This window comes from Rhizobium sp. P40RR-XXII (assembly GCF_012641405.1).
Lineage (GTDB): Bacteria > Pseudomonadota > Alphaproteobacteria > Rhizobiales > Rhizobiaceae > Rhizobium.
Window position 1 is genome coordinate 31310 of the sequence record NZ_JABAII010000019.1, and the last position, 17362, is coordinate 48671.

At 56.8% G+C, this 17362-nt stretch carries 19 protein-coding genes and 2 pseudogenes; 8 read left to right on the forward strand and 13 right to left on the reverse strand.

Features of this window, described 5'->3' with window-relative positions; translation table 11 throughout:
- Window positions 1-994: 994 nt before the first annotated feature.
- Both HGP16_RS27335 and HGP16_RS27340 read right to left on the reverse strand, forming a co-directional pair.
- On the reverse strand, window positions 995-1468 hold the full coding sequence (locus HGP16_RS27335) for a VOC family protein (RefSeq protein WP_168843110.1): 474 nt from the start codon (window positions 1466-1468) through the stop codon (window positions 995-997).
- Between the two features lie 383 nt (window positions 1469-1851).
- Entirely contained in the window at window positions 1852-2208 is a 357-nt protein-coding gene (locus HGP16_RS27340) for a hypothetical protein (protein ID WP_168843111.1), read from the reverse strand.
- Window positions 2209-2732: 524 nt separating this feature from the next.
- Between HGP16_RS27340 and HGP16_RS27345 the strand changes: the two genes are divergently transcribed.
- Window positions 2733-3035 carry a DUF982 domain-containing protein gene (locus tag HGP16_RS27345; protein WP_168843112.1) on the forward strand — a complete coding sequence of 101 codons (303 nt, stop codon included), beginning with the start codon at window positions 2733-2735 and terminating at the stop codon, window positions 3033-3035.
- Window positions 3036-3270: 235 nt separating this feature from the next.
- The gene (locus HGP16_RS27350) at window positions 3271-3705 is read left to right on the forward strand and encodes a DUF4168 domain-containing protein (RefSeq protein ID WP_168843113.1); all 435 of its coding nucleotides are present in this window, start codon (window positions 3271-3273) and stop codon (window positions 3703-3705) included.
- A gap of 225 nt (window positions 3706-3930) precedes the next feature.
- Here HGP16_RS27350 and HGP16_RS27355 read toward each other — a convergent pair whose 3' ends face one another.
- From HGP16_RS27355 to HGP16_RS27370, 4 genes are all read right to left on the reverse strand, one after another.
- Window positions 3931-4287 (reverse strand): avidin/streptavidin family protein, encoded by a 357-nt coding sequence (locus tag HGP16_RS27355; protein ID WP_168843114.1) that lies wholly within the window; start codon window positions 4285-4287, stop codon window positions 3931-3933.
- An 85-nt stretch (window positions 4288-4372) separates the two neighbouring features.
- Complete coding sequence (locus HGP16_RS27360) at window positions 4373-4675, reverse strand: alkylphosphonate utilization protein (RefSeq protein ID WP_168843115.1); 303 nt, start codon at window positions 4673-4675, stop codon at window positions 4373-4375.
- 193 nt (window positions 4676-4868) lie between these two features.
- Window positions 4869-5879 (reverse strand): polysaccharide pyruvyl transferase family protein, encoded by a 1011-nt coding sequence (locus HGP16_RS27365; protein WP_168843116.1) that lies wholly within the window; start codon window positions 5877-5879, stop codon window positions 4869-4871.
- A 55-nt stretch (window positions 5880-5934) separates the two neighbouring features.
- Window positions 5935-7419, reverse strand: coding sequence for a lipopolysaccharide biosynthesis protein (locus HGP16_RS27370; RefSeq protein WP_168843117.1), 1485 nt, complete (start codon window positions 7417-7419; stop codon window positions 5935-5937).
- A gap of 655 nt (window positions 7420-8074) precedes the next feature.
- On the opposite strand from HGP16_RS27370, the gene HGP16_RS27375 reads away from it, so the two are divergent.
- The 3 genes and pseudogenes from HGP16_RS27375 to HGP16_RS34185 all read left to right on the forward strand — a co-directional run.
- Window positions 8075-8473, forward strand: coding sequence for a DUF1236 domain-containing protein (locus HGP16_RS27375; protein WP_168843118.1), 399 nt, complete (start codon window positions 8075-8077; stop codon window positions 8471-8473).
- Window positions 8474-8795: 322 nt separating this feature from the next.
- A complete protein-coding gene (locus HGP16_RS27380; protein WP_168843119.1) occupies window positions 8796-10727 on the forward strand; it encodes a methyl-accepting chemotaxis protein in 1932 nt (643 codons plus the stop codon).
- Between the two features lie 159 nt (window positions 10728-10886).
- Window positions 10887-11016: pseudogene (locus tag HGP16_RS34185) on the forward strand (type II toxin-antitoxin system VapC family toxin); the annotation flags it as partial.
- On the opposite strand, the gene HGP16_RS27390 reads toward HGP16_RS34185, so the two are convergent.
- On the reverse strand, window positions 11011-11925 hold the full coding sequence (locus tag HGP16_RS27390) for a LysR family transcriptional regulator (RefSeq protein WP_281408264.1): 915 nt from the start codon (window positions 11923-11925) through the stop codon (window positions 11011-11013). The pseudogene HGP16_RS34185 and the gene HGP16_RS27390 overlap by 6 nt on opposite strands.
- Window positions 11926-12098: 173 nt before the next feature.
- On the opposite strand from HGP16_RS27390, the gene HGP16_RS27395 reads away from it, so the two are divergent.
- Together HGP16_RS27395 and HGP16_RS27400 are read left to right on the forward strand one after the other, a co-directional pair.
- On the forward strand, window positions 12099-12455 hold the full coding sequence (locus HGP16_RS27395; protein WP_168843121.1) for a hypothetical protein: 357 nt from the start codon (window positions 12099-12101) through the stop codon (window positions 12453-12455).
- Window positions 12456-12729: 274 nt separating this feature from the next.
- Entirely contained in the window at window positions 12730-13200 is a 471-nt protein-coding gene (locus HGP16_RS27400) for an Hsp20 family protein (RefSeq protein ID WP_168843122.1), read from the forward strand.
- 326 nt (window positions 13201-13526) lie between these two features.
- Here HGP16_RS27400 and HGP16_RS27405 read toward each other — a convergent pair whose 3' ends face one another.
- The 3 genes from HGP16_RS27405 to HGP16_RS27415 form a co-directional block, all read right to left on the reverse strand.
- On the reverse strand, window positions 13527-13802 hold the full coding sequence (locus tag HGP16_RS27405; protein ID WP_168843123.1) for a hypothetical protein: 276 nt from the start codon (window positions 13800-13802) through the stop codon (window positions 13527-13529).
- A 352-nt stretch (window positions 13803-14154) separates the two neighbouring features.
- Window positions 14155-14379: a hypothetical protein gene (locus HGP16_RS27410; protein WP_168843124.1), complete on the reverse strand. Its 225-nt coding sequence runs from the start codon at window positions 14377-14379 to the stop codon at window positions 14155-14157.
- A 127-nt stretch (window positions 14380-14506) separates the two neighbouring features.
- Window positions 14507-14716 (reverse strand): cold-shock protein, encoded by a 210-nt coding sequence (locus HGP16_RS27415; protein WP_168843125.1) that lies wholly within the window; start codon window positions 14714-14716, stop codon window positions 14507-14509.
- A gap of 283 nt (window positions 14717-14999) precedes the next feature.
- Between HGP16_RS27415 and HGP16_RS34190 the strand changes: the two are divergent.
- Window positions 15000-15167, forward strand: a pseudogene (locus tag HGP16_RS34190) (GntR family transcriptional regulator); the annotation flags it as partial.
- Window positions 15168-15249: 82 nt separating this feature from the next.
- Here HGP16_RS34190 and HGP16_RS27425 read toward each other — a convergent pair.
- Genes HGP16_RS27425 through HGP16_RS27435 form a run of 3 tightly spaced genes read right to left on the reverse strand, consistent with a single transcriptional unit; the run spans window position 15250 to window position 17344 of the window.
- The gene (locus HGP16_RS27425; RefSeq protein WP_168843126.1) at window positions 15250-16041 is read right to left on the reverse strand and encodes an amino acid ABC transporter ATP-binding protein; all 792 of its coding nucleotides are present in this window, start codon (window positions 16039-16041) and stop codon (window positions 15250-15252) included.
- Window positions 16038-16706, reverse strand: a complete 669-nt coding sequence (locus tag HGP16_RS27430) for an amino acid ABC transporter permease (RefSeq protein WP_168843127.1) — start codon at window positions 16704-16706, stop codon at window positions 16038-16040. The genes HGP16_RS27425 and HGP16_RS27430 overlap by 4 nt, the downstream gene beginning before the upstream one ends.
- A complete protein-coding gene (locus HGP16_RS27435) occupies window positions 16703-17344 on the reverse strand; it encodes an amino acid ABC transporter permease (protein ID WP_168843128.1) in 642 nt (213 codons plus the stop codon). Before HGP16_RS27435 ends, HGP16_RS27430 begins: the two co-directional genes overlap by 4 nt.
- Window positions 17345-17362: the final 18 nt, after the last annotated feature.

The following is a 17362-nucleotide window of genomic DNA, read 5'->3' on the forward strand; positions in this document are numbered from 1 at the left end:
CGGCTAGTCAAGCTTGCCAGAGTTGTCGCCGGAATCAGTGTTCTGGTCACCATCATCTCCGGAAGCAGGTGCTGAACGGCGGCCTCACGACCATTTGGAGGTCGACGGCTGGAATCTTGTGCGTAATCACCCTGGGATTATCAAGGCCAGAGGATAGATCAAGGCAACCGCGACGACGAACCTCGACCTGTGTTAGCTGTCTGCTGAGGTTGGCATCCGCTCCAGCGTGGCGAAGAACGTCGTTGCCAGAACCGCACGGAACAAGGCTCCTACCCGCATTTCTCAAGCGGAAAGCCGTCGGCGAGGTTGGATTGAGCGACTGGCACCGCGCCGCCGTCAATGCCCTATAGAATTCGGAAGCCAATAAGCCGCACATCACCGAACTGGCGATGAAAAGTGCCAGACAGCTCAGAACGCTTACCGTGCGCTCGGCAATGCTCACGGGGAAGATGAAAAAGCTTGGCGTGCTCCATGTCGGCTTTAGCCCCCGCCGGTTCGGCATCTGACTCGTTTCCGACGGAGAAGTCTGGCAATCGCGGTCGTCGATCCGGGCAGTCACGCCGCCGGTGTCCACATGTACAATGTTAAGAAAAACATGTTCAGGGTAGTTGGAAGCGCTTTCGAATGGTAGGCGTCCCGCGCGTAAAGCACGCTATAAAGCACAGACGATCGAGCTTTGCGCAGCGCAATTGCCGAGGCGACACACCAATAGGCAGACGAAGGCGGAAGAGATCAGATCCTTATGGTCTTTCGCAGGGGATGATCCTCAAGCGACCCGATATATTTCAATCGACCTAATCCTGTTGCCGATGTTGTTACGGGCCGAAGCGGGGACCTGGCGCAGATGGAGGATCATGTACGAGAGGCGGCGTCATTTTTTCCGTGGCTGCGCATTCCGCCCCATCAATATAGCCGGCCGATTTCGCCGCGACCATCAGGCCTGGGCAGCGGGTATTGAGTATTGGTCGATGTCCACGCCGCGCGCCGAACTGGCTCAGCCGCGACGAGCAGCCTCGATCGCCGCGACGTCGATCTTGCGCATGGTCATCATCGCATCAAAAGCACGTTTTGCCTCATCCCCGCCGGCGACGAGTGCTTCCATCAAGATGCGCGGTGTGATCTGCCAGGAAACACCCCATCTATCCTTGCACCAGCCACACTCACTTTCCTGGCCGCCATTGTTAACAATGGCGTTCCAGTAGCGATCGGTCTCTTCCTGGTCTTCGGTGGCGATCTGAAACGAAAATGCCTCGTTGTGCTTGAATACGGGACCACCGTTCAGCCCGACGCAGGGAATGCCCGCAACGGAGAATTCGACGACCAACACATCGCCCTGCTTGCCTTCCGGATAATTGCCGGGAGCGCGGACGATGGCCCCCATCGCACTATTCGGAAAGGTTCCGACATAGAAGCGGGCGGCGGCTTCGGCGTCCTTGTCGTACCATAAGCAGATTGTGTTCTTTGTCATTAGCGCGTTTCCTTCCCAACTGGCGTGATTTTCGATGTGAAATAGGCTGCAGGCTGACTTTCTCGATCCTTTGGGAAGCAATTTTGCACCAATATCCTCCCCGCCGCCAGCTTGCGCGAACGCGAGATTAACGCTTCAACGCCGGTGCGGCTATTTTAGGTCAAGGACTGACGGAAGTGATATGAGGTTTAAGTTCAAAATAAGGAAAAAGCGATACTCATTCATATGGTTAACATGTAAGAGAATTGTGCATCACCCTGAAGATACGAGTACCTAAGATATTTTGGGGGCGAAGACGCGCTTTCCAGGCTATCCCACATAATTCGTGGGACCGGGCAACCCTGCGTATACAGGGACCTCCTCGCGTTTGGCAGACCTACCTATTAGGCGAAGCGAAATATCCATACGATGAGGAGAATGTCGATCAGCAATGCGATCAGCAGAAGCAGGCTTATGAGCTTTCGTCGCTCTACCGTCGCCTTTGCTTCAATTTGGAAAGCCGCTTTATAGGCGTTTTCGGTGTCTCGGTCACTCACTGGTCTAATAGAGTTTCGAGGGCGTGTCATATTGACGAGGCCGCATGTGACGAAGATGAAAAACAATAGCAGATAAGGGGCCATCTCAAACGCAGCCTTTTGCTGTCCAGCCACTTTGCGGTTTCTCATTAGATAAGCAGGTTTCACTGTCCACCACAATTGAAGACCGCTTGCATGCGCAGGCGGTTCTGCGTTGCCAGACATTTTGCTCCACTTATAGAAATGATGCGGCGCTGAAGGGTGATATCGATTTGACGCCGTGGTCACGATCAGGCCACTAAATTGTCGATCGGGTACATCTATAGCGGCGTGCAGCGGAGGGCTGGAATGATCGATCGCCAGCCATTGGCTCTCAAAGCCTCTGTGCAGAGGATCGAAACAAGGCAGTGCTTTGTCTGGGCCTGGTGAGAAATGATCCCTCGTTTTTTCACCACCGCATTTTCGATGACGAGGAGAGCAGCAATACTACGCGTTAATGGCGGAACATGACGTGATGCGCATTTCTGTTGACGAAATGGCCCAGATGGCACAGCAGTTCACGACAGCTTTCCATTGTGAGAGGATCACATCCGAGGCGCCTAAGAGTGCAGGGTGGATATTTGCGCGGATCCGGGACGTTACGATTATCTCAAATTACGAAAGCAGCGTATACTCCGCTGACTGTCGGATGTTTTGTTTCGGTAGGAACAAAGATGACATCGCCTCCGTTTCAGCGCCAGAGGTCGATTATGTTGATCTATGGAACATGGCAGAGACCTGTAAGTATTCAGCTGCAGCGCGTCGGCGAGTTCCGAGCGATCAACAGCAGTTCGGAAGCACTTGACTATTTGTTAGCGGATTGGCCCGCCGAGGAAGATCAGGCTTATCAGGATGCGTTGATAATCTGTCGCGCCGCAGTCGAGGGTCATTCCAATCCCGAGATCGCGAGGGATGCCTTCATCGTGGCGGCGTATGAGGCTCACATCTACATGAAACTCGGATATATCGACCGCGATTTTATCGCCATCGAACCACCGAATCCAGCATTCTGAGATCGTAGCACATTCGGCTCGAAACTCACACCGCTCCGAACGGCGACAGCCATAAAGCCGCCGTTCCGTGGTCAGCAGATCGCCGTACTATTGCCCCACAGAAATCGTTTGGCGGCCACATTGTCGCCCGATCGGTCTTCAACCCTAACTCGCGGCAAAATCAATGCGACATGCCGCCGTTCGCTCTACGCCACTAAAGAGGTGTTACCCCCCGCACTATCGAAGAGGAATTAAGATGATCACTCGTTATATCTCTGCCGCATCGGCAACCGCCGCGGTCTTGAGCTTGATGTTTGTCAGCAATCCCGCGTCCGCGCAGCAGGCAACGCAAGAAAACCAACCCACTCAGGTGCAACCGAATAGCAACGGGACGCCTGCCGCCGTCAGCGATCAAAAGATCGAGGCTTTTGCGGTCGCGTATCTGCAGGTGGACAAGATCAGGCAGGAATACTCGGCTAAGATCGGAGCGACGTCGGATGCGACCGCGAAACAACAGCTGCAGACCGAGGCAAGCAAACAGATGGTACAGGCTGTTCAGACCTCTCCGGGCATGTCGGTAAACGAATATAACGCAATTCTCACGGCCGCCCAGAAGGATCCGGCGCTCGTTAAGAAAGTTCAGGACAAGATTCAGAAATCCGCGCCTGCGCAGCAGCCCGCACAGCAGTAAATAACGCCACGATCGCTGGTCAAATCGATCTCCACCACGACCGTGCCGAGGACCGCAATCTCGGCGCGGCGCGGATGAGGGCTCGTTCGTCACAATCGCCGCAAGCTGTCACGCCGGATGAATGGCAGGATGGCTTCGATCCTATGCTCTGCCTCAAGAAGCACCAATCCAGTATCGTAGATCGAGAGCAATAGCGGGTACCGGACTCTCGTGATATTTGGTGCCTCAGGTGTATCGCTCGAATGTATCGACGTTCGTCTGCACCGAATGAACCCAGCCTAACTTCTCAGCTTGGCCGGAATTTCCAACCTTCGCACTGGTTACGACGTGCCAAATTGCTTGGAGCTTGTTCTCACGCAGCATTCCGGTGAATGAGCAGATTGATGTCGGACCGTCTCCTGCCATCCCAAAGGCAAAATTAATGCAATCATCGAACCAGACGCCCGTCACCGGCAATTCATGGCCAAAGAAAGCACTATCCTGGAGAGCCGTTTTGAATGTGCCTTTGATCAGCCCGCCCCGATCCTCGGTGATTGTTAGCGTAGAGCCGTATTGATTGCGCCAGGTTCCCGTCCAGGTCATTTCGAAAATCTCCTCATCGTGTGATAAGGAAACTAGTCTCGCGCGCGGGTGTTCCGGTTCGACTTCGTAGCTGAGGGAATTCCGTTCAGCGCTTGCGGACGAATTCGGTGCGCAACACCAACCCTTTGATGGTGTCATGCCGGCAATCGACTTCCTCAGGATTGTCGGTGAGGCGGATCGATCTGATGACGGTCCCCTGCTTGAGCGTCTGGCCGGCGCCCTTCACCTTGAGGTCCTTCACCAGGACCACGGAGTCTCCGTCTGCCAGTACATTGCCCGATGCATCGCGGACCTCCGCAGCTTTCGCGGCCTCCGCGGCGATCTCCGAAGCTGGCCGCCATTCGCCGCTCGCCTCGTCATATATGTAATCGTCGTTCTGACCGCTCATGTTTGCCCTGCCGTGTTGCCTTGTTTAGCTGCGTCGGGGTTGCCGACATGCTTTCAGCACGGACGAGCAACTCACCTGAGCCCCTTTATCCCGCAAAGGCCGCGAAATCAAATCGCGGGCACTAACCGTCGACCGCGATAAGAATCCGGCGCGATCGAGAGGCGCAAGGCTGAGGCCGGGCCGATGGCCGCGTTCAGGCGGCCGGTACGAGGGTCTGATCAGCCTGGTGGCGCGCCCAGGCGATTCCGTCGTCGAGCGAGGTTGCGCGGTAGGCCAGGTCGGTTCCCCCGGAAAATGCGGCCATGAACCGGCGTATCTTGCCGTAGCTGTTGTCCAGCACCGCATGCGGTCGCCCAAGCAGGATCGAGCAGATATGGACGTGAAGCCGGTCGGTGACGAGCGCACGGCCGCGGGAAATCTGGCGGATACCGCGACCCAATCGATTATGGGCGGCCGCATCGAGCTTGCGCAGCCGTACTTCGGCCGGCTTGAGAGCGAGCAAAGCTGTTGCCGCGCCAAGCGCTTTGGAGATACGCACCCGCCTGGCGGATTCGGTGGTCCAATCTTCTTTCGGAATATCGGGATAGGCGGAGAGGTTGGCATCTCCTACCTTTTCGAGATCGGATCTCAGCATGGCAAGGACGGGAAATTCCGGTTCCTCGGCCTGGATTGCTCCGATGGAAAAGGCCATGTCCGGGCAAAGGCGCACCTCGCAATCGAAATGCTTGAGGGCAAATTCCTTCGACTCCTCGTCACGCACCAGCAATACGAAGTTCTTGTGGCGTCCGATGACGCGGGCGCTTTCATCCAGGCGCGCCTGGGACTTGTAATGGATGGATTGCGGAAACTGGATCACCTGACGATTGGGAAACCGCTCCAGCACCCGTTCGCGGAAATCCTGATGCGCATCCCAGATGTCGCCGAAATTGCCGCCGCCATGAATGAAAATCGGACCGGTCGGCATGGTTCGCTCGAGTTGCTCGGGCGAAAAATCATCGATCCGCGAGACATAGGTTGGCCGCTTGCCGTATCTCCTTTTGAGATAGGCCATTTCGCCCAACCAGATGGCGGAGTCGCCGCAGTTGCGGATGTCGGGAAAGTCGAGGATCGCCAAAGGCTCATCATGGCTGATGTAGTCTTTCAGGCAATCGTGGATCATGTTGTCCAATTTCGCGATCAGGACTTGATTTGATTGCAATGTCATTTCCCCATTCCCCTTTAGATGACAAGGCAGTTCGGCCGGCCTGGCCGAACGTTTCTCAGGCGAGGCGCAATTTTGGCAGCACCTTGCCGAGTATGGTTTGCACCTCTGTTTCGGGACCGCTCGGCCGTTTCATGAGCCTCCACAGGAGGAACGTCGAACCGCAATAGAGCAGGCCGCCAAGCAGGATCAGCATTGCGAGATGCGTTACGAGGACGAGCTTGTCGTCCGTCGGCGCCAGATGGCTCGAGGCGAGCGAGACGCCGGCCGCCATCACGGCGACGCTTGCGAGCGCCCGAAGGTTCACCGACAATTGCTTGGCGACACTGATGCCGGTGAAGCGCCGCACGAGCATCATGTTGACGGCGGTGCTGAAGAGGCCGGTGAACACACGGCCGGCAATGACCCCTGGCAGGCCATAGAGTATCAGGCCGCCAATCATGATCGGCACGCGCAGGCAGAACATTTGGGTATCGCGAACGAAGAGCACTCGCGTCTCACCCTTGGCCATGCCGAGCGGCTGCACCAGCGAGCCGAGCGTCTGAAGCGCAAAGACCGAGGCAAGCGACTGGATGATGAAGATGACAGGCGCCCATTTGTCGCCCAGCGCGAGCCTGACGAGTGGGTCGGCGGTGACCGCAACCCCGATGCCGGCGGGAAGCGCGACGGCGGCGACCAGTGCCTGTACGCGCTGATAAGCGGCGGCGAGCCTGCTGGGGTCGTTGTGAATGCCGGCAAAAGCCGGATAGATCGTCTGGGTGAGGGGCGCGGTCGCTTCCCGCGTCGGCATCATGGCGAGATTGCTACCGACTGAATAGTAGCCGAGCTGGATTCCGCCGAGCATCTTGCCCACCAGCAGATAATCGAAGCGCCAGTTGAGCGTGCTGACGATCTGTCCGGCAGTGAGCCAGGCGGAAAAGGAAAAGAACTCCCGCATATGCTGGAACGTGATCCTGGGCCGGAAGGGCAGCACGAGATAGGAGACGATGACATTCGTCGCCTGGCTTATGAGGGTTCCGACGACCAGTGCCCAGTAGCTCTGATAGATCACCGCTATCGCAACGGAGGCGATGAAGCCGGCGAACTTCTGCGAAACGGCGAGCACGAACTCCTGCCAGAAGATCAGATCGCGCTGAAGCATGATGCGGCGGGGATTTGTGAGGCCCCCCATCAGCATGCTGATGCCGAGCGCCAGCATGACGCCCGTCAGTCTGGGCTCGTTGAACAGGACGGCGGCCGGATAGGCAGAGATCGCAAACAGGATGCAGATCGCCAGTCCGCGCGCGGCATTGAGGGTCCAGGCCGCGCTGAAATGGGATTCGTCCGGTGCGGCGTGCCGGATTAGCGCCTCGGAAAGAGACAGTTCGGTAATGGTCGTGACGATCATGAGGATCGTCATGCCCAAGGCGACCACGCCAAAATCCGCCGGTGCCAGATAGCGCGCCAATACGAAAGTGCTGAGGGTCGCGAGCCCGTTCACGATCGTCCGGGACAGGCTCAACCACATGCTTCCCTTGACGAGGCGTCCGCTGATGCTGCTCATACGATATCCAACTTCCCACTGCGCAACTTAGGTGACCGGAGGTGCGATCCGCATGAAAAACCATGCCGTACCGACCCTTGAGGGTCGGAACAGCTCGGAAGAGCCATATGGTCGCTGTAAGCAAAGGACGCCCCCCGGGCATCTCACCGGGAACTAGTTCGACGATTCCTTATGTCAACGCCTCTAGATCATTTTCGCATCATTTATGGATCATTTTCGCATCAGTTTCAGATCATCGACCCGTGGCACTTGATTTATCGGAGAGTAGGTCGGCCTCTCCTCGCTCTCGGCGCTAGTCAGCGATGTGCATAACACGCCGTCAGCCGGGGCGCGTAGATGCGCCGCGGCGGAGGTCGTCCGATCGAAAAGCCGTCAGTTCTGATGCCTGCGGGGATCTTGTCAGGTCGAGAATAAAAGTGGACATTTAGCATTGGGCATTGGCTTACCCGCCGCAATGTTCAGGCGGGTTTGATGCCGCTGAGAACCGCTGCTTGCGATCAAGCAATTTAGGTCGGTTCACACACTCGCCAATCACGAATTTTGTCAGTCTGGTTCCAACTTGTGATGGCAGCAACCAACGCCAAAAGCGGAACATTCCAGGGTCAATCGTATTCCCCTTTCAGCTCCTCGGAGCCAATAAGCAAAGGAGAATGCTATGTACACGAAACTTATCGTTTCAGCGGCGGCCGCCTTTGGTCTTCTCGCTGGTTCGGCCCTGGCGCAGTCGTCAACAGTCACAGGCGCTGCGGGCGGCGCGGTTACCGGCGCTGTTGTGGGCGGTCCTGTGGGCGCCGCTGTCGGCGGTGTGACGGGCGCCATTGTAGGTACCGCAATCGATCCGCCGCCGCAGAAAGTGGTCACCTATGTACAGGAACAGCCGATGCCTCCTTCTGAGGCCGTGGTGCAGGATCGGATTGTCGTAGGCCAGCCGCTTCCAGAGACCGTTGTCGTCACGCCGGTTCCCGAAAATCCGGCTTATGCCTATGCGGTTGTGAACCACGAGCGCGTTATCGTTCAGCCGAAGACGCGCAAGGTTATCAAGATCCTCGAATAATACCTGCGAAGGGCCTCCTTAAGAGGCCCTTTTCGCGCCGCATTCGATCTTGATGGCCACCTGGTCAATTAACGAGAAAGAAACTCTGGAGGTAACCGTTGCCGACAAACATGATGAAAATGGTATTGTATAGATGCCGCCGTAGTTAGATATTTTCCTATGAACCCCGAGCTTATCGATGATTGGTGCACATCTAAACACAATGTATCGTCTTAGTTGTATTTTAATTATTAGTCATAAATTTCCTGACGATTGACTTATTTGACGGATAATTAACGACGATCCCACATTCTTCTCTTGAGGAAATCTTGGGATATGTTTCATGGCATCTATCCAGCAGAAAATCATTTTTGGGAGCGTGGCGATATTTGCAATTGCCGGCGGAGCAACCGGTGTGGGCATATGGTCGGCCTCGACTCTGACGCAGAATGCCGAGAAAATAGCAGCTTCGGCTCAGGTCCTGCGTAACCACATGCAGGCAGATATGATGCACGACGCTTTGAGAGCGGATGTGCTGGCTGCATTGCTCGCTTCTGATCCTGCATCCGGCATTGGCTTTGAAACCGTTAACTCGGATCTTTCGGAGCATGTCGCGTCATTTCGCGAGATGATCAAGGCTAACAAGGCGCTCGCGACGGATCCGGACACTCAAAAGGTGCTTGCCGGCGTTGAACCTCCATTGCTGGCCTATATCGATAATGCGACTGGGATGGTGGCGACGGCACAGAAGGATCCGGCCGGTGCTTTGAAGGCGTTACCCAATTTCATGAAGCAGTTTTCCGCTTTGGAAACCGCCATGGAAGAGGCGGGTGATCAGATACAAAAGGTATCGGAATCGATCTCTGCAGAAAGTGCCAGCACGGCAAATTCCATTCGCGGCGTGATGCAGGGACTTCTTGGACTGACGGTACTGTTCTCCGTCATGCTCTTCGTATTGTTCCGCAGGACCGTGTGCAAACCTATCCTGGCGCTCTGCGCAGATATGGCCAAGCTTGCGGGCGGCGAGACCAACATCGCTTGCGCGGGCATCGGCCGGCGCGACGAAGTAGGAACGATGGCGGAAGCTGTCGAAGTATTCCGAAAAGCGGCGATCGCCAACGGCCAGCTCGAAGCGGACGCTGCAAGGGAACGTCACCAGGCGGAAGCCGACAGGATCGCTGCCCAGCAGCAGGCGGAGGCCGATGCCGCAGAACGTCTGCGGGTCGCAACATCCGGTCTTGCCATGGGGCTCAAGAGATTGGCATCCGGGGATCTTTCCTTCCAGCTCGACGAGCCGTTCGCCGCGGATTTCGAAGCGCTTCGCCATGATTTCAATACGTCACTGAAGCAATTGAGTAACACATTGAACGCAATTACCGAGAGCATTGTATCGATCGATAGCGGCACGCAAGAGATCTCTTCCGGCGCCAACGATCTCTCGCGCCGAACGGAGCAGCAGGCAGCGTCGCTTGAAGAGACCGCCGCCGCCCTCGATCAGATTACGGTCAATGTAGCCAATTCGAGTAAGCGGACGGAAGAGACGCGGGCGGTAGCAACCGCTGCCGATCACAGCGCCGCCCGGTCGGCCGAGGTCGTCAGTCGAGCTGAGGAAGCCATGCAGCGAATAGAGAATTCCTCCCAGCAGATTTCTAACATCATCGGCGTGATCGACGATATTGCCTTCCAGACCAATTTGCTGGCGCTCAATGCCGGGGTGGAAGCCGCGCGCGCTGGTGAGGCGGGCAAGGGGTTTGCCGTCGTGGCGCAAGAAGTGCGCGAATTGGCGCAACGCTCCGCGGCGGCGGCAAAAGAGATCAAGGCGCTAATCAATGCTTCTTCGTCCGAGGTCAGTGGTGGGGTCAAGCTCGTGCGTGAAACGGGTATTGCTCTGAAGGAGATCGGTGAGCGCATCTCGGGCATAAACGAGCATATGAACGCCATAGCCGCATCCGCCAAAGAGCAGTCGACAGGCCTTGCCGAAGTCAATGCGGCGGTCAATACAATGGATCAGACGACGCAGCAAAATGCGGCCATGGTCGAGCAGACGACGGCAGCCTCCGCTGCACTTGCCGCTGAGGCCAGCAAACTGAGTGAACTGGTATCGCAATTCCGCCTCGAGGCTTCTGCCTCCGGCGCCTCGGGGATGTTGAGGCAGACGGCACGCACCATGGCGGAGCCATCACATAGGGCGTCATTTGCAGAGCCGGTTGCTCAAGTGACGCGCAGAGCAGCGGCAGCAGGCGGTCGGCCTGCTTCCGGGTGGAAAGAGTTTTAAGGGCGTCGCCAGCCTAGCGGCAAAGGCGCGCGTCGTTTGTTTGAACCCTTTGCCGCAGGTCCGACATTGAAATCTCGGCTCGCTGGCATAGCAAACAGTAATATTATGTTTTGAGTTGCACCGATATCATGAATAGCTCCGGATGGTGGGCTTCCTCGCATCTTCAGTATAGGCATTGGCTACGCGGATGCCCCCTCTGCTTGCGTCCGTTCTGCTTGACCGCAGAGCGACCCTATGGACCAGAGACAAGCGATTGCGGGCCGCGGCAGAGATAGCGCGCGCCTCATTGCTTGCCGGCGACTTTGCCCGCCAGGCTGCAGATCCAGTCAACGGCCGGATCGGGTGCGGCCCCCGCCAGCCGCGCAAGACCGATAGTCCATGACGGCGCTGGGGCTGGTTGCGGATGAACAGCGATAGCTGCGACACCGGCAAGCCTATGCGCTACGCGTTCGGCCAGCAGGGCAACGAGGTCTGTCTCTGCTACAATAAAAGGCGCTGACAGAAAGTTCGGCAAGGTCATCACGACGCGTCGGGAAAGGCCGGCGTCGCTCAGGCGCTCATCGAGGCTGCCCGTCGCATCGACGCTTTGCGAGACCAGCAGGTGCTCGAGCCCGGCGAGCATGGTCAGGGACATATCGGCGGTCAAAGCCGGATGGGCCTTTCGCGTCACCAGCACCAGTCGCTCAGTGAAAAGGGGCATTAGGTCCAAGCCGTCCGGCGCCGCCGCGAGCGGGCCGATCGCCATGTCGATGTCGCGGCGCCTCAAATCGCCCAGCACGGTCTCCCGGCTGGTCGGCCGCCGCCGGATGTTGAGACCGGGCGCGGACACACGCACCGCAGCCATCAAGGCCGGCATCAGCACCAAGTCCGTATAATCCGAAGCCCCGATCGACACGGTGCGAACTGCTTCGGCGGGATTGAAGCCACCCTCCTCGGCCAATGCCGCGCGCAGGGTAGCCAGAGCATGACTGACCGGCGCATTCAGAGCTTCCGCCCGCGGCGTCGGCCTGACGCCGCCGGCATGCCTCACAAAAAGTGGGTCGTCCAACAGGTCGCGCAGCCGAGACAAGGCGTGGCTCACTGCTGGCTGGGTCAAGCCGAGAGCCTCGCCGGTACGGCCCACGTGCCGTTCCCGCATGAGCGACTCGAACATTATCAGTAGATTGAGGTCAAATCGACGTAGATCAATTTCGCGCATATTACATTATTATAATTATTCATTGGAATAATAAAGTTAAATCAGCGATGGCAGAGGCCAACGCATCCGTCGACAGCGTATAGTCGCCATTTTTGCTGGCCGCGATCGCCCCACCAATGCCCAGTTAGAGAATTGGGCACAGACAAAAACATCAAACATCATCTGGAGCCCAAATGCTGATCGCCCTTTATACCATCACCATTACAGACGTCCTGTGCGCCACCTTTTTTGCCGTCGTCGGGCTTGTCCGCCCGACCTTAGTTGCCCCCGGCCCGCAGACTGAGTCCAGCCGCATCTTTGCTCTTTACACCTTTGCCCGCACTGTACCGATCGCCGTCACCACCATCGCTGTGGCAGTGTGTGCTCCCTTAGCTGTAATGCTGTGGCTGAGTGGACTTTCCGGGCTACTCCAATTGCTTGACGGCTATGTCGGAACACAGCTGCGCAACGCCCGCACGACTTGGGGACCTATCTTCCTCGGCGTAGTCCAGTATGCGTTGCTCACCGCGGTCGTGTTTGGAATCTCCTAAGCTGAAATTGTTGCGGAAGCTTCTTAATACAGGATTGGCACGCCACATTACCCCCTCTAGATCACTGATCGAGCTGCTGTGAGTGAGGAATTCTGTGGTGACGGCCGTTCCTCATAGATCGCGCAGAGAACATCATAAAAAATATGTTGGACGATCTTGAAACCTGTTTTTCGCAAAATTAGATCATTTTCGCCGGTCGCCGTAAGGGACCGGCAGAACCGGAGACGCTAGTTTCCGCGTCTCCATTCCATCTCGCTTTACGGAGGATTTGGTTATGAGAAACGATCTTGATTTTGCACCTCTTTATCGCTCCAGCGTCGGCTTCGACCGCGTATTCAATCTGTTGAGTAACGCGCAGCGTCTGCAGCCGATTGAGACTTGGCCTCCCTACGATATCGTCAAGACGAGCGACGACGACTACCGCATCGAAATGGCAGTCGCCGGTTTTGCCAATTCCGATCTCGACGTCGTCCAGGAACGCAACGTTCTGGTCGTGAAGGGACAGAAAGCAGATCCGAAAGATGGCGAATATCTCCATCGAGGCATCGCAGGACGATCTTTCGAACGGCGGTTCGAGCTTGCCGACCACGTCAAGGTCGAGGGCGCGTCTCTGGTCAACGGCCTTCTGCGCATCGTGCTGAAGCGCGAGATCCCGGAAGCCATGAAGCCGCGGAAGGTAACAATCGGCACTACCGCCGAGCAGCCCGCGCCGCTGCAGATCGAAGCAGGGCGCCAGGTAGCATAATTCCCCATGGCGAAGCGCATTGCGAAAGCCTTCGTGGTGGAGATCCGAAAGCGCCGCGGCCAAAAAGCAAAAGCTGCAGAGAACGCGCTCGCCAGCGCGTCTAGAAGCTTACGGTCAGAGCAGCCGCGTCCTGTCGCAAGGACATGACCGCAGTAGGGAGCGCTGTCGAGCGCTCCCTACTCTCCATATGCGACCCGACAAGCAGTTGGGAGATAAAGGCGCCATGAAGCCAGATGTTCGACGAACCTATTATCGTTCTTCCTGGCAGCTTTGACGCGTGCCGGTCGGCCGGATGGATTTTCGCTTCCCTTGTTCGACGCGAAAATTCACGCCCGGTCATATGTGAACGACGTCAAAAGGGTCGTCACGAAATTGCTGGCTCTTTCCTTGACGAGAACCTCCGTCCATTCGTCAGTACCGCGGAGTCTTAGGTCGGTGTAAATGCTGTCAACTGCCGCTTCTTCGATCCGTTTGATATGCGCATTGAACGCCTCTTCTCCCCTTGCACGGTACATGTCACGGATGACCATGCGCAGGATTTCCTGGATCGCAATTTGCCAAGACGTGTTGATCGCTTGAAGCTCGTTCGTATCCAGTGCCATAAAGGCTCTCCTGTTGTTTGAGTCAGTCTCCCGGGGCGAATTGATCACATCTGCCGATCAGCGAAAGCTATCGATCGCCGGCGCCGCAAGCTTAAGCCGGTCTGGCGCTGCGGTTTTCATAACGTCTCGCTAAGCCTTGCAAACGGCTTCATCCTCGACCATTCCGGCGATATAGGCACTCTTAGGCGATGCGCGCCTCCGGGCTTTTGCCCCTGCCCCTGCCCCTGGGAGAGGCGCCTACTCTTCAGCCACGCTGCCTTCAGGAACCGTGCGCTCCACAAGTTTCAGGCGTTGCGTTTCAGTATTGGCGCTATCGGTTTTTAATTTTTTATCTCGACGGAAAGAGGTTCGATCAACCTAGTCGGCCGCGTTTGGCAAGCAGTGCAGCCGTGGCGGAGGTCCTGTCGGCGAGTTCCTTTGCCAGCCGTGCTTCACGCAACCGCTGAGTCTTCGCGTCTCGAGACTGAGTGATCGCCTCGAGTTCGTCCATTGCGTGATTTTTGGCAAAGAACGTGGTTTGAAGATTACCAAAGGCGATCTCCGCGGCCTGGCGAGATTTGCTATAGGTCTGTGTCATTGAAAATTCCTAAGGGGTCCACCGTGTGAACCGAATGAAAAAAGGCCAGGCAAAATGCCTGGCCTTGAAGTGATACGTGCTTCCGGCAGTGCCAGTACATCCGTGGTCAAAGGGAAGCCGATATCGATTACGCGGACTGCAGATTGCAGGCCGACATCTTGCCCGACTTCACGTCGCGCTCAAGCTCGAAGCCGATCTTCTGACCTTCGGTGAGCTCGCGCATGCCGGCGCGCTCGACAGCCGAGATATGAACGAACGCGTCAGCGCCGCCGTTGTCAGGTTGGATGAAGCCGAAGCCCTTGGTGGAATTGAACCATTTTACTGTGCCAGTGGTCATGATGAACCCTTTCAAAGCATAGAGTGAGGGACCGCGAAGCAGATGCCACGCGGGTTGAAACCGACTATTTTTGAAACGGAAGTTCGCTTAGAGCGCGGTGCCAATCGCGCGGTAGACAAAGCTCGGCAAGCAAAAGATCGATAACGCATCTATACGGAACCTAGAGGGTCGCGTCAACGTTTAGTTTTTGTTTGATGTCTCTTTCTCTCCTGGGTTGCGTCCATAAATTGGCTGCGCGAAGGAAAAGTCCTTCCGGGTCTGGAGCTAGCGGCAACTTACCAACACTGTCCTGTTCGAGATCGATCGACTGAAAGATCGGCTGAAGCCGGATTCGACAGAACACCTGCTTATTATTGAAGCATTGGAACGTGGCGATGTGGAGCAAACACGCGTTACCGTAGCTGGCCACGTGGAAAGCCTTATCGCTTTCGCGAGAGATCAATTGGGATGATCGTTCTTGAAACAATGACTTTGCCGGCCCGAGCAACCTTTTTTCTACGTGTGTGGGGCATTCGCCGCCGCCGTAGCGGCGCTCAAAGAAGCATTGACGCGCCGCGATCGAGATAGGTGTCCAGAAATTGTTCCAGACGTGGATTTCGCGGTTTCTTGAATACCGCCTGCGGTGTCCCGGTGAACAATATCTTGCCGTGATCGAGGAAAAAGATCTGCTGGCCGACTGTCGCTGCGAAGCCGATCTCGTGGGAGACGACGACCATGGTCATGCCCTCGGCTGCCAAATCGCGCATGACATTTAATACCTCACCCGTCAGCTCCGGATCGAGCGACGAGGTCGGTTCGTCGAACAGCATGATCTTCGGCTTGAGCGCTAGTGCGCGGGCAATGGCGACACGCTGTTGCTGACCCCCGGAAAGCTGCGAGGGATAGTGTCCTGCGCGCGCTTCCAGCCCGACCTTGACGAGCTGGGCCAGCGCCAGATCCTCAGCCTGCTTGCGGCTCATCTTGTGAACCGTCTTTAACGCCTCGCTGACATTGCCGAGCGCGGTCATATGCGGCCAGAGATTGAACTGCTGGAAGACCATGCCGATCTGTGCGCGGATAGCCCGGTTCGTGGCAGCAGGAACCCGCTCCCGCACACCCTCGGCGTTCTCGCTGAAGCCGAGTACCTCTCCATTAATGGCAATCGTGCCGCGGGTCGCCTCCTCAAGAAAGGCCATGCAGCGCAAAAGTGTGCTTTTGCCGGAGCCGGAAGGACCAATAAGGCAGGAGACCTGTCCCTGCGCGATCTCGAGATCAATGCCATGCAGGACGGTGGAATCACCGAACTTCTTGACGAGATTTTTGACTGCGATTGCGGGAACGCTCATGCGTTGAAAAACCTGAATCTGGAAAGTTTCGTTTCGGCAAGATTGCCAAGCCAGCCGGTGAACTCGACCAGCACCCAATAAAAGAGCGCGAGTGCGGATAGAGCCTCGACAAAGGCATATTGCTGCGAACCTATGGCGCTCAGCGTCGCCGTCAGCTCCGGCACGGTGATGATGGAGAGAACCGCGGTCTCCTTCATGAGAATGATGGTCATGTTCACCGACGGCGGCAACACCAGCATGGTCATTTCCGGCAACAGGATGCGCCTGACGATCTGCCCTTGCGTGAGGCCGACGCATTCACCGGCCTCGATGTGCCCCGTTGGAACGGCCTGAAAGCCGGAGCGGAAAATTTCGCTGAAATAGGCCGCACCATAGATCGAGATGCCGATCAATCCCGCCGGTAGCGGATCGAGCGACAGGCCGATGAAAGGACCGCCATAATAGACGAGGAAGATCTGGATCAGGAAGGGCGTGCCGCGCAGGACCGCGACGGCAAGACCGAGCGCCTTGTCGATCAGAAGGCCGCAATATTGTCTGGCAACGGCCAGCAGAAAACCGAGGATGGCAGCGGCAATCGTGCCGAAAACCCAGATCATGATCGTGACGCCCGCGCCGCTGATGATCGCTGGCCATTGATCGAGAAGGACATTGATGTCGAAGGTCATCGCGGCACTCCGGGAAGAGAGCGCTCGATCAGGCCGCCGGCCAAGGCTACGATCCAGTTGATCACCAGATAGATCAAGCCGGCAGACGCAAAGAGCTGCAGAGGCAGAAAGGTGCTGCCGGCGAGATCCTGCGCCATGCGCGTCAATTCGACGATGCCGACGACGGAGACGAGGGACGACGCCTTGAGGATAAGGATCGCTTCATTGACAAGGGCGGGAAATGTCAGGCGAAGGGCGGTCGGAACTTTTATGCGCCGGAAGATTTGGCTGGGTGTCAAACCCACCATTTCGGCGGATTCGATCAGTCCAACGGGAACGCTGGCAAATCCGCCCCGCAGGTTTTCCGCCTGGTAGGCGGCGGTGCAGAGTGATAGGCCGATCACCGCCGCGACAACGCTCGGCACATTGATGCCGATCACGGGAAGAAGATTGTAGATCAGCAGCAATTGCACCAGCAGCGGCACGCCACGGAAAAAGCTGATGAAAATCTGGGCAGGCAGCATCAGATGGCGCCGCCGCGAAAGCAGCATGCCCGACAACAGGATCGCAATCGCGAAACCGATCAGGATCGATACGACGCTGATCGTAACCGTATAGATGGACGCCTGCAGCAGCAATTCGAAGAGTTTGAAGGACATGGGGGTTGGATGTCGTCC

Coding starts and splice junctions, on each gene's coding strand:
- HGP16_RS27335 (WP_168843110.1), bottom strand. CDS start 1,468: ATGACAAAGAACACAATCTGCTTATGGTACGACAAGGACGCCGAAGCC.
- HGP16_RS27340 (WP_168843111.1), bottom strand. CDS start 2,208: ATGTCTGGCAACGCAGAACCGCCTGCGCATGCAAGCGGTCTTCAATTG.
- HGP16_RS27345 (WP_168843112.1), top strand. CDS start 2,733: ATGTTGATCTATGGAACATGGCAGAGACCTGTAAGTATTCAGCTGCAG.
- HGP16_RS27350 (WP_168843113.1), top strand. CDS start 3,271: ATGATCACTCGTTATATCTCTGCCGCATCGGCAACCGCCGCGGTCTTG.
- HGP16_RS27355 (WP_168843114.1), bottom strand. CDS start 4,287: ATGACCTGGACGGGAACCTGGCGCAATCAATACGGCTCTACGCTAACA.
- HGP16_RS27360 (WP_168843115.1), bottom strand. CDS start 4,675: ATGAGCGGTCAGAACGACGATTACATATATGACGAGGCGAGCGGCGAA.
- HGP16_RS27365 (WP_168843116.1), bottom strand. CDS start 5,879: ATGACATTGCAATCAAATCAAGTCCTGATCGCGAAATTGGACAACATG.
- HGP16_RS27370 (WP_168843117.1), bottom strand. CDS start 7,419: ATGAGCAGCATCAGCGGACGCCTCGTCAAGGGAAGCATGTGGTTGAGC.
- HGP16_RS27375 (WP_168843118.1), top strand. CDS start 8,075: ATGTACACGAAACTTATCGTTTCAGCGGCGGCCGCCTTTGGTCTTCTC.
- HGP16_RS27380 (WP_168843119.1), top strand. CDS start 8,796: ATGGCATCTATCCAGCAGAAAATCATTTTTGGGAGCGTGGCGATATTT.
- HGP16_RS27390 (WP_281408264.1), bottom strand. CDS start 11,925: ATGCGCGAAATTGATCTACGTCGATTTGACCTCAATCTACTGATAATG.
- HGP16_RS27395 (WP_168843121.1), top strand. CDS start 12,099: ATGCTGATCGCCCTTTATACCATCACCATTACAGACGTCCTGTGCGCC.
- HGP16_RS27400 (WP_168843122.1), top strand. CDS start 12,730: ATGAGAAACGATCTTGATTTTGCACCTCTTTATCGCTCCAGCGTCGGC.
- HGP16_RS27405 (WP_168843123.1), bottom strand. CDS start 13,802: ATGGCACTGGATACGAACGAGCTTCAAGCGATCAACACGTCTTGGCAA.
- HGP16_RS27410 (WP_168843124.1), bottom strand. CDS start 14,379: ATGACACAGACCTATAGCAAATCTCGCCAGGCCGCGGAGATCGCCTTT.
- HGP16_RS27415 (WP_168843125.1), bottom strand. CDS start 14,716: ATGACCACTGGCACAGTAAAATGGTTCAATTCCACCAAGGGCTTCGGC.
- HGP16_RS27425 (WP_168843126.1), bottom strand. CDS start 16,041: ATGAGCGTTCCCGCAATCGCAGTCAAAAATCTCGTCAAGAAGTTCGGT.
- HGP16_RS27430 (WP_168843127.1), bottom strand. CDS start 16,706: ATGACCTTCGACATCAATGTCCTTCTCGATCAATGGCCAGCGATCATC.
- HGP16_RS27435 (WP_168843128.1), bottom strand. CDS start 17,344: ATGTCCTTCAAACTCTTCGAATTGCTGCTGCAGGCGTCCATCTATACG.